This is a genomic window from Micromonospora sp. M51 (assembly GCF_018070305.1).
GTDB lineage: Bacteria > Actinomycetota > Actinomycetes > Mycobacteriales > Micromonosporaceae > Micromonospora > Micromonospora parva.
Genome location: NZ_JAGPXZ010000302.1, coordinates 1 through 6,819 on the forward strand (window position 1 = coordinate 1; position 6,819 = coordinate 6,819).

Annotated in this window: 6 protein-coding genes; 4 read left to right on the plus strand and 2 right to left on the minus strand. The window is 72.0% G+C overall.

Annotation, left to right across the window (positions count from 1 at the left end; genetic code table 11):
• Positions 1–2,022, minus strand: a 2,022-nt coding sequence (locus tag KBX53_RS17370; RefSeq protein ID WP_210860364.1) for a hypothetical protein, incomplete at its 3' end; no start/stop codon positions are given.
• Positions 2,023–2,190: 168 nt separating this feature from the next.
• On the opposite strand from KBX53_RS17370, the gene KBX53_RS17375 reads away from it, so the two are divergent.
• Positions 2,191–3,162 (plus strand): DNA polymerase domain-containing protein, encoded by a 972-nt coding sequence (locus tag KBX53_RS17375; RefSeq protein ID WP_030337903.1) that lies wholly within the window; start codon positions 2,191–2,193, stop codon positions 3,160–3,162.
• Positions 3,163–3,172: 10 nt separating this feature from the next.
• On the opposite strand, the gene KBX53_RS17380 is transcribed toward KBX53_RS17375, so the two are convergent.
• A complete protein-coding gene (locus tag KBX53_RS17380) occupies positions 3,173–3,679 on the minus strand; it encodes an Lrp/AsnC family transcriptional regulator (protein WP_030337902.1) in 507 nt (168 codons plus the stop codon).
• Positions 3,680–3,751: 72 nt separating this feature from the next.
• Between KBX53_RS17380 and pdhA the strand changes: the two genes are divergently transcribed.
• The 3 genes from pdhA to KBX53_RS17395 all read left to right on the plus strand — a co-directional run.
• Positions 3,752–4,951 (plus strand): pyruvate dehydrogenase (acetyl-transferring) E1 component subunit alpha, encoded by a 1,200-nt coding sequence (gene pdhA / locus KBX53_RS17385; RefSeq protein ID WP_210860366.1) that lies wholly within the window; start codon positions 3,752–3,754, stop codon positions 4,949–4,951.
• Positions 4,948–5,952 carry an alpha-ketoacid dehydrogenase subunit beta gene (locus KBX53_RS17390; protein ID WP_210860368.1) on the plus strand — a complete coding sequence of 335 codons (1,005 nt, stop codon included), beginning with the start codon at positions 4,948–4,950 and terminating at the stop codon, positions 5,950–5,952. The genes pdhA and KBX53_RS17390 overlap by 4 nt, the downstream gene beginning before the upstream one ends.
• Positions 5,937–6,819: biotin/lipoyl-containing protein (locus KBX53_RS17395; RefSeq protein ID WP_210860370.1), on the plus strand; the 883-nt coding region annotated here is incomplete at its 3' end. The genes KBX53_RS17390 and KBX53_RS17395, both read left to right, overlap by 16 nt.

Consider the following 6,819-nt stretch of genomic DNA (forward strand, 5'->3'; position numbering starts at 1 on the left):
CGTCATGTCCACGGGTTCGAAGGGCAGGGTGCTGGCTGGCTCGACCGCCGCGTAGCCGGTGGCCGGCCAGACGGGCAGCCCATTCTTGACGATCTTCACACGGACGCCGTCGGCGCCGGAGCCGCCGCCGGCACGAATGCCGTCGAGGTCGGCGCCGACGCGCACCGTGCCGGCTCGTGGCGCCGTCCAGACCCGCACCGAGTCGCGGTTGCCATCCGGATGCCAGCCGATGGAGTCCAGCAGTGAGAACGCCGAGGTGCCGTGCCAGCGCTGGTCGCTGTCCGACCACGTCATGTCGGTGTACGCGGTGCCGTCGTACTCCTGGTAGCGCACTCCGTTCTCACCCTGCTTCTTGCTGGCATCGGTGCTCAGGCTGACGGTGTTGCGGTCGAATCCGGCGGCGTTCAGGGTCACCTTCTGCCGGTACAACCAGCGCATGTGCTTCGGGAGGTCGACTCCGTCGTGCGGCCAGCGGAAGAAGTAGCCGTAGTAGACGTAGAACTGCTGGCCCACGACGCCATTGGTGGAACCGTCGACCCCGACGATGGTCTCGTAGGGCTGAAGGGTGGCCTTGCTGTTCGCGTTGCTGCTCAGGAGCCACGACGGGGTGTCGAAGCGTGCCGGGTCGTCGCCGAACGCAAGGAAGATGCCCTGGCCCTGGCCGCCGCTGCCACCGGTGAGCAGGTACTTGCCGAGGTAGGTGCTGTAGGCGGCGCCGGCGTGGGAGTCGTAGGAGTTCGTCGGGCTGGCAGCGACGACCTCGGTGGCCTGTCCGTGCATGCCGGGCTCGTTCCAGGCGCCTCCGTGGTATTTGGTCCACGGGCTGACCGTGCCGCGTTTGGCGGCGTCGATCACCTCGGCAACCGGGGCGCGGGCGACGACCGGCATGCCGAACTCGGTGAAGTACACGTGGAAGAAGCCGTCCTTGAGCACGAATGGCATTCCGCCGATGTTGTCGGTCGAACCGTCGGGTGCCTTTTTACGGGCGGCGAGTGTCTTGCCCAGCAGGGTGAAGTGCTCCCCGTTGTCGATGGAGTACGCCAACCCGCCGGCCCACCACCCCGACGTCTGCGGGTCGGCGTTCTCGATGTGGCAGAACGCGAGTAGGTGACCCTCCTCGGTGCGGTACACGCTCGCGATCCACCACTGCCCGTCGAGGCCGTGCGGATTGCGGAACCGGTTGGCCGTCGTGTCGGCGTACACCCTTACCTGCGCGGGACGGGCGAGGTCGCCGCGGAACTTCTGCACCTGCCGGCCAAAATCCGAGGAGTGGTAGAAGTCGAACTGGCTGCCGTTGGGGACGACCGACAGGCTGGCATCCAGGGCGGTGCGCTCACCGATCCGGTCGAAGTCGGCGGGATTCATGACCAGTTCGGCCTGGTCGAGAGTGAACTTCGGCTCGTAGTCGTAACTGATCCGCGGATTCCACGAGAGCCCGTCGTGCAGCCCCGTCCCTGCCCGGTTCGCGTGGAACAGGAGCGTGTCGCCGGCGTTGACGGCGGTGGTGAAGACGTGTTGGGCCATGAAGGCGGGTCGCAGGTGCTGGAAGTCGGCCGACGGCCACACCTTGCTCGTCGTGCCGCCGCTACGCTTGCGGACGAAGGTCCGGACACCGTCGACGTTCGTGATGTCGGGGTCGATGTAGGTCTGGTGGTCCATGGTGCCGCGCACCGTGACCGCGCCACCCCGTGGCGCCGTCCAGGCGATGACCGCGTCATTGGTGTCCGGGTGAAGCCCGCTGCGGCTGATGACGCAGAACTCGCAGTTGCCCCGCCACCGGTCCCGCGTCGGCTCCCACACCATCGGTGTGTAGGCGACACCGTCCCACTGCAGGTAGGACCACTGGTTCGCGCCCTGCGTGTTGGAAAATCCCAGAGCGAACTGGTAGTCGTCCGGCACGACGGTCGGCGCGGCCTCGGCGGGTGTCGGGCGCAGCGCAGGTGTGCCGACGAGGTTCGCGGCGCCGAGCACCAGCGCCAGCGCCAAGACCCCGTGACGCAGTGGGTTCCGAAGCATGATCACGTGGTCTCCAGCGGCTCGTGGACAGTCCGGCACACGCTAGAGGATCAGCCCGCTCCGCGGTGGCCCATGCCCGGAGCGAGGGGGCGCACGCGGCGACAGGGTGTCGCCGCGAACCCGCGGGCCGTCAAGTGCGGCACCGACACCCCACCTCGTCGTACGGTGTGTGGCGTGGCCACGGCGGCGGAGGAGATCCAGGTTGGCGAGCGGCTGGTCCGCGTCTCCAGCCCCGACAAGCCCTACTTCCCGGAGCGTGGGCTGACCAAGCTGGACGTGGTCCGCTACTTCCTGGCGGTGGGTGACGGCATCCTGCGCGCGCTGCGGGATCGGCCGACCATGCTCGAACGCTGGCCCCGTGGGGTCTTCGAGGGCGCGACGATCGCCACCCGGCAGACCAACCGGGGCGACGCGTTCTACCAGAAGCGGCTGCCGGCGGGCGCTCCCGAGTGGGTGCGGACCGCGCACATCACCTTCCCCAGTGGCCGTACCGCCGACGAGGTGGCGCCGAGCGAGCTGGCGGTGGTCATCTGGGCCGCCAACCTGGGCACCCTGCGGTTCCACCCGTGGCCGGTCACCGCCGCCGACGTGGAACGCCCCGACCAGCTGCGCATCGACCTGGACCCGATGCCCGGCGTCGGCTTCGAGCAGGTGGTACCGGTGGCGCACGAGGTGCGGGCGTTCCTCGCCGAGCTGGGCATGACCGGCTACCCGAAGACGACCGGCGGCCGGGGCCTGCACGTCTACCTGTCGATCGAGCCGCGGTGGAGCTTCGGTGACTGCCGTCGGGCGGTGCTCGCGTTGGGCCGGGAAATGCAGCGCCGGCTGCCGGACCTGGTCACCACGACCTGGTGGCGCGAGCAGCGGGACCGGCCGGTCTTCGTCGACTACAACCAGATGGCCCGGGACCACACGGTGACCTCGGCGTACTCGATCCGGCCCACGCCGGCCGCGCTGGTCTCCGCGCCGCTGGACTGGTCGGAGCTGGACCGGGTCCGCCCGGAGGACTTCGACGTGCTCAGCATGCCGGCCCGGTTCGCCGAGCGCGGCGACCCGCACGCCGGCCTGGACGGTGACCGGCACTCGCTGGAGCCGTTGCTGGAGTTGGCCGACCGCGACGGGCTGGAGGCCCCGCCGGAGCGGTGAGCCCAGCCGGTCACGCCCAGGGACTGCCGGCCCCGTCGAACTCCTCGAAGACCAGCCAGGTGCGGGTGGACAGCACCCCGGGAATGCTCTGCACCCGGCCCAGCACCACGTCGCGCAGCGCGGCGTTGTCCGGTGCGCGCACCAGCGCGAGCACGTCGTGGTCACCGCCGAGCAGTGCGGCGTGCTCGATGTAGCGCACCCGGGCCAGCTCGGCCGACACCTCCCGCCAGGTGTTCTGCTCGATGGTCAGGGCGATGTACGCCGACGTGCCCAACCCGGCCGCCTCGGGCGCCACCTGGGCCCGGAACCCGGTGATCACCCCGTCGCGCAGCAACCGCTCCACCCGCGCGTACGCGTTGGTGCGGGAGATGTGGATGCGTTCGGCGAGGGTGCGCACCGACGTTCTACCGTCGCGGACCAGCTCGTCGAGGATCCGCCGGTCGACCTCGTCCAACGCTCGGGCCGATCGTCCCGATCCCGCGCCCCCGCTCGCTTCGTCGGCGGTCTCCTGGCTCACTACTGGGCCCTCCGCATGCCAACCGTCCCGCCTTCTGTGTCGATCTTGAGTCAATCATCCACAAGCGGAAGCATAGGCTCACCACACGTCCCAGGAGGTTCCGCCGTGACGACCACTCCCCAGGCGGTCCGCAGGGCATCCCCGCGCGCCCGTCGAACGGTCACCCCGCCCGACCCGGCCCGCTCGTTGCTGCCGGACGCCGAGCCGGTCCGCCTGCTCGCCCAGGACGGCACGCCGCTGCCCGCCCGCGCCGACTACCCCGAACCAGCCGCCGAGGTGCTGCACGAGCTGTACCGCCGGATGGTGCTCGGCCGGCGCTTCGACACCCAGGCGACCGCCCTGACCAAGCAGGGCCGGCTCGCCGTCTACCCGTCCTCGCGAGGCCAGGAGGCGTGCCAGGTCGGCGCGGTCCTCGCGGTCCGCGACACCGACTGGGTCTTCCCCACGTACCGCGAGTCGATGGCGCTGGTTGCCCGGGGCATCGACCCGGTCGAGGTGCTCACCCTGCTGCGCGGCGACTGGCACTGCGGCTACGACCCGACCGAGGTACGCACCGCACCGCAGTGCACCCCGCTCGCCACCCAGTGCGTGCACGCCGCCGGGCTGGCCCACGGTGAGGCGTACCAGGGTCGCGACACCGTGGCGCTGGCCTTCATCGGCGACGGCGCCACCAGCGAGGGCGACTTCCACGAGGGGGTCAACTTCGCCGCCGTGTTCAAGGCGCCGGTGGTCTACTTCGTGCAGAACAACAAGTACGCGATCAGCGTGCCGCTGTCCCGGCAGACCGCCGCGCCGTCGCTGGCCTACAAGGGCGTCGGCTACGGCGTACCCAGCGAGCAGGTCGACGGCAACGACCCGGTAGCGGTGCTCGCCGTGCTCACCCGCGCGGTCGCCCACGCCCGGGCCGGCAAGGGACCGTTCCTGGTCGAGGCGCACACCTACCGGATGGAACCGCACACGAACGCCGACGACGCCAGCCGCTACCGCGACGGCGCCGAGGTCGACGCCTGGCGGGACCGGGACCCGATCGCCCGGCTGGAGACCTACCTGCGCGCCCGCGGCGTGCTCGACGACGCGGCGGTCGCCGAGATCGCCGAGCAGGCCGAGGCGTACGCGGCGGACCTGCGGACCCGGATGAACGCGCAGCCCGCTGTCGACCCGCTGAGCCTCTTCGACCACGTCTACGCCGAACCCACCCCGCAGCTGATCGAACAGCGTGAGCAGGTCCGCGCCGAACTGGCCGCCGCCCGCGCCGAGGAGGGTGACGCCTGATGGCCACCACCATGGCGAAGGCGCTCAACACCGCGCTCGCCGACGCGCTCGCCGCCGACGACCGGGTCGTCGTCTTCGGCGAGGACGTCGGCGCGCTCGGCGGCGTCTTCCGGATCACCGACGGCCTGCAGGCCCGCTTCGGCGACAAGCGCTGCTTCGACACCCCCCTCGCCGAGGCCGGTATCGTCGGCTTCGCCGTCGGCCTGGCCATGTCCGGCCTGCGCCCGGTGGTCGAGATGCAGTTCGACGCGTTCGCGTACCCGGCGTTCGAGCAGATCGCCTCGCACGTGGCGAAGCTGCGCAACCGCACCCGGGGCGCGCTGAGCGTGCCGATCGTCATCCGGGTGCCGTACGCGGGCGGGATCGGCGGGGTCGAGCACCACTGCGACTCGTCCGAGGCGTACTACGCGCACACCCCCGGGCTGAAGGTGGTCACCCCGGCCACCGTCGACGACGCGTACTCGCTGCTGCGCGAGGCGATCGACGACCCCGACCCGGTGGTCTTCATGGAGCCCAAGAAGCTCTACTTCGCCAGCGCCGACGCGTCGCTCCCGGCCCGCACCGAGCCGTTCGGCCGGGCCGTCGTGCGCCGCCCCGGTCGGGACGCCACGCTGGTGGCGTTCGGGCCGGCGGTGCCGGTCGCGCTGGCGGCCGCCGAGGCCGCCCGCGAGGAGGGGTGGGACCTGGAGGTCGTCGACGTGCGCACGATCGTCCCGGTCGCCGCCGCCACCATCACCGCCTCGGTCCGGCGGCCCGGCCGGTGCGTGGTGATCCAGGAGGCGGCCGGCTTCGCGGGCGTCGGCGCGGAGATCGCCGCCCGGGTGCAGGAGCGCTGCTTCCACGCGCTGCACGCCCCGGTGCTGCGGGTCGCCGGGCTGGACATCCCGTACCCGGCGCCGATGCTGGAGCACACCCACCTGCCCGGCGTGGACCGGGTGCTCGACGCGGTGGCCCGCCTGCAGTGGGACGACCAGCCGGACGCGCGTTGGGCGGCGGCATGACCACCGTCGAACGGACGCAGGTCTTCCTCCTGCCCGACCTGGGCGAAGGGCTGAGCGAGGCCGAGATCGTCGAGTGGCGGGTCGCCGTGGGAGACATCGTCACCGTCGACCAGAGCGTGGTCGAGGTGGAGACCGCCAAGGCCGTCGTCGACGTGCCCTGCCCGTACGCCGGCCGGGTGGTCACCCTGCACGGCGCGGCCGGTGAGGTACGCCCGGTCGGCCAGCCGCTGATCACCATCGCGCCGTTGGACGGGGGCGACGAGCCCGCCGGGCACGCCACCTACCGCGAGGAGGAGCGGGCCGGCTCCGGCAACGTGCTCATCGGGTACGGCACCGGCCACGGCACCACCACCCGCCGTCGGCGTCGGCCCCGCCTGACGGTCGCCCCCGAACCGGCCGACACCGCACCGACCGGCGCGGTTGCCGGTGGCCCGACCGGCGACCCGGCACCATCGCCCTCCGCTCTGGTCATCTCGCCGATCGTGCGGCGGCTGGCCCGCGAGCACGGCGTCGACCTCGGCACCGTGCGGGGCACCGGGCCCGGCGGGGTGATCCGCCGCGCCGACGTGGAGGCCGCGCTGGCCGCCCCCGCCGCCCGGCTCGCCGCCGTGCCCGACCCGCACGTCGCCCTCGCGCCGACCGGGGACGGCGACGTGATCGTCCCGCTCACCGGCGTGCGCAAGGTGATCGCCGACAAGCTCTCCCGCAGCCGGCGGGAGATCCCCGAGGTGACCATCTGGGTCGACGTGGACGCCACCGGGCTGCTGGAGACTCGCGCGGCGATCAACGCGGCGACGCCCGACGCGCCGGTCAGCATCCTGGCCCTGCTGGCCCGGATCTGCCTCAGCGGGCTGCGCCGGTTCCCGC